This window comes from Flavobacterium sp., from assembly GCF_044361015.1.
Taxonomy (GTDB): domain Bacteria; phylum Bacteroidota; class Bacteroidia; order Flavobacteriales; family Flavobacteriaceae; genus Flavobacterium.
In genome coordinates this window covers 1-3315 of record NZ_JBIKJL010000105.1, presented here as the reverse complement: position 1 = coordinate 3315, position 3315 = coordinate 1, and the positions used below count along the sequence as shown (strand labels likewise).

At 38.4% G+C, this 3315-nt stretch carries 3 protein-coding genes; all 3 read right to left on the bottom strand.

From position 1 onward, the window contains the following. Positions 1–1306, bottom strand: a 1306-nt coding sequence (locus ACIQ2Z_RS12780; RefSeq protein ID WP_396184551.1) for a PQQ-dependent sugar dehydrogenase, incomplete at its 3' end; no start/stop codon positions are given. Between the two features lie 125 nt (positions 1307–1431). Then, positions 1432–2607 (bottom strand): VWA domain-containing protein, encoded by a 1176-nt coding sequence (locus ACIQ2Z_RS12775; protein WP_396184550.1) that lies wholly within the window; start codon positions 2605–2607, stop codon positions 1432–1434. A 17-nt stretch (positions 2608–2624) separates the two neighbouring features. Continuing rightward, positions 2625–3315: hypothetical protein (locus ACIQ2Z_RS12770; protein WP_396184549.1), on the bottom strand; the 691-nt coding region annotated here is incomplete at its 5' end.

The window sequence follows — 3315 nt, the reverse complement described above, 5'->3', positions numbered from 1 at the left end:
GAGTAAGGTTATCAATGGATACATTAGTTAATTCTAAACCATCCATTGTTTGATTAGCCACTCTCTTTCCCATGGAATCATAAATAGACAATTCATTTAAATTTAATAAATTAGTATTTCTTATCGTAAACATATTACTTGCTGGGTTAGGTGATAAACTCAACCCATTACGCAGAAAATCATTCGTATTCAAACTGGTATCAATAACTTTAGAAATAATACCATTGGAAATTCCGGCCACATACAACTCACCATTTACATCTTCTCCGAACGATACAATATTCCCTGAAAATGAATTTGGTGTCCATGTAATCGTACCGCCATTGGAGGCAATATAACCAATGCGGTTGTTGCAATAATCTGAAAATAGGTATTTGTTTTGTAAATTCGGAAACGTTGTTCCGGTGTACACATAACCGCCTGTTAACGAGCAACCTCCGGTAGCAGCATGTGTATATTGAGCAACGGGAAATGTATAATTAGATGACGATCCACAGCCGGTATTGTTATATACAGCATTTCCTTCATAACAACGCCATCCATAATTTAAACCCGCCTCTGTTGAAGCTGCTTTATTGATTTCTTCAATGGCATTTTGACCTACATCGGCTATCCATAAATCACCTGTTATTCTGTCGAAAGAGAATTTCCAAGGGTTTCGCACACCCACTGCCCATATTTCATCTTCGCCGGTAATGCCCACATATGGGTTGTCTGAGGGAATGGCATAGCCGGTTTCGCCACCCACATCAATTCGAAGCATTTTACCTAAGAGAGAATTGAGGTTTTGACCGTAATTATTCGGATCGCCACCACTTCCGCCGTCACCCATTCCGATGTATAAATAACCATCCGGCCCAAAATTGAGCGAACCGCCATTGTGATTGGAAAACGGTTGAGCAATAGTCAATAGAATTTCCGCACTGGCAGGGTTGGCAACGTTTGAATCGGTAGTACTCACGGTATATTTTGCAATTACTGTGGCTCCGTCACCAGAACGGGTATAATTCACATAAAAACGTCCGTTTGTGGCATAATCAGGGTGAAAAGCCAAGCCAAGTAAACCTCTTTCTCCACCTGCTGTAATGATGGAAGAAAGCGATAGGAATGGGGTTGTGTTGATGGTGCCGTTCGGATTAAGGACACGAATTAAACCACCTCGCTGTACCACAAATAAGCGAGAGTCACCGGCATTGACAATGGCCACCGGACTCGAAAAACCAGTAGCAAAGGTTTGCAACCCGATGGTTTGCGAAAAGGATGACATGGTGAATAGTAAAACACAAAATTGCAATAGTTTTTTCATAGTATTTTTGTTTTGGATGGAGGTAAATTTAGTAATTTTTTTTAAATAGTTTTCATTATTAACAGGTTACAAAAAAAAACCGCTCCAAATTTCTTCAAGGCGGTTCAACTACAATCCAACCAAAATTAATTTACTACTACATAGCCTTTTGTTTTAGCAACACTGTGAATAGAAGTGGTGATGGCTTGACCTAAATCGTCTTTTGTTTTGGTCTTTTTCGATTCTTCATCAATAAATGCTTGGCGTTTTTTAGAAAGTTCTTCCATTTCTTTTTGAATGGTTTCGCGTTCTTTTGTTTTTTGAGTCACAATAACTTTAATTTCTTCTTTTGATTTGTTTTTTAATTCCGCCGGAAGTTCTTCTTTTTTAAGGTTGTCCAATGCTTTGGCATCCGTTTTGGCTTTATCAACCAAATCCCAGCTTTCATTTTTATACACGGTTTTTGATTTACTTACTGCTCGTTCAGCATAATTAGCAACGGAAATTGACTGGGCATTGGCATCTTGCACTTCTTGAGCCATTTTTTTCTCCACACCTTTCGAACCATACCCAATGTAAGTAGTATTCAATCGCAAATTGCATTTTGAAATTTGATCATCATAAGGAGTGACGATGTAACGAACTTTTGCATTGGAATCGATGTTGAAATATTTGCCTTGTCCCACATCGGCCCCGTCTTTCCATAATCCACGAATGCCTTCTTCATAGCTACCGCAATGAATAGTGCTGACATAAATTCCTTTTTTCAACGCATCAGCAATCGCTTCTTTGTAATTGATGCTTCCTTGATTAAAGGGTTCATTTCCGGCAATGTAAAGGAGTTTCATGTTTTGCAATCCGTCATTCCAAGTTAGTTTTTGAGAAGCATCTTGAATTACCGCTCCACAATATTCACTTCCACCATTTGTTCGTAATGAAAACAATTTTTCAGAAATTAAGTCTAAATCGGTCGTTAAAGGGGCAACTTGTCTGATATAATCTGTGTTTTTGTTCAACCCGTCATTTCCATATTCATATAAAGCAATTTCAATATCCGGCGTTTTACCTTCAAATTTTAGGGTAGTCAACGTATTGATAATGTTCCATAATCGAGATTTTGCCTGTTCGATTAGTCCGTCCATACTGTTGGAAGTATCCAATAAAATAGCGACTTGAATTTTTCCGTCCGATTCTTCTGCGGCAATTAAAGGTTGGTTGGTTGCTGCTAAACGAACAGGTGTTTCAACAAGGTTGTTTTTCTTCTCGCAGCTAAACAATAGCGTTGAAGTTAACAAAGCGAGGGTTGCAATTATATTTTTCATAATACTATTTTTTAAAATTATTTTTGAAGTTTTGTGATGTCGTTTTCTACCGAAAGAATCATCAAACAAGTGGCGGTGCAAAAGGAAGGACTGGTAATACAATGATGACCGCTCCAACTACCGTCTGAGTTTTGTATCTGCATCATTCGTCCGCCAATATTGTCGTACCATTTTTTCCATTCGTCGTCTTGGTTGACAATCATGGATTCACCTGTTTGTAAAAAGCTTAAGAATTCTTCACCTCCATTGTTTCCAAATCCGGCTAAAACATCTTCATTCATCGCTGTTACTTTGGCTGATTTATACACTTTATCGGCAACGTCATATGATTTTGCTTTTTCGTCGGAAACGCCAATTCGTTTTAAATTTGTTTCGTTTAATACGGCATCTTTTTCAATGCGACCTTCTTCTTTTGCTTTTTTGAAAATTCTATCGGCATCCTTAGCTTCTTCGGCACTTCCACGAACGGAACTACTGACGGCGTACAACATTATACCTGCACCATCGTCGGTTTTGGCAGAAGCATTTGCCGGATTGTAGTTGCTTTTTTGATAATCTCTTGCTTTTTTAATTTTTTCTTTATCGACTTTGATACCGTCATTTTTGGCTGCCATTTCTAAACTTGAATTCGCAAAAGAAGATTGTAAAACACCTGCCCAACCGGAACCGCCCACTTTGCCGGAACCATCCATTGATTTTTCAATTTTA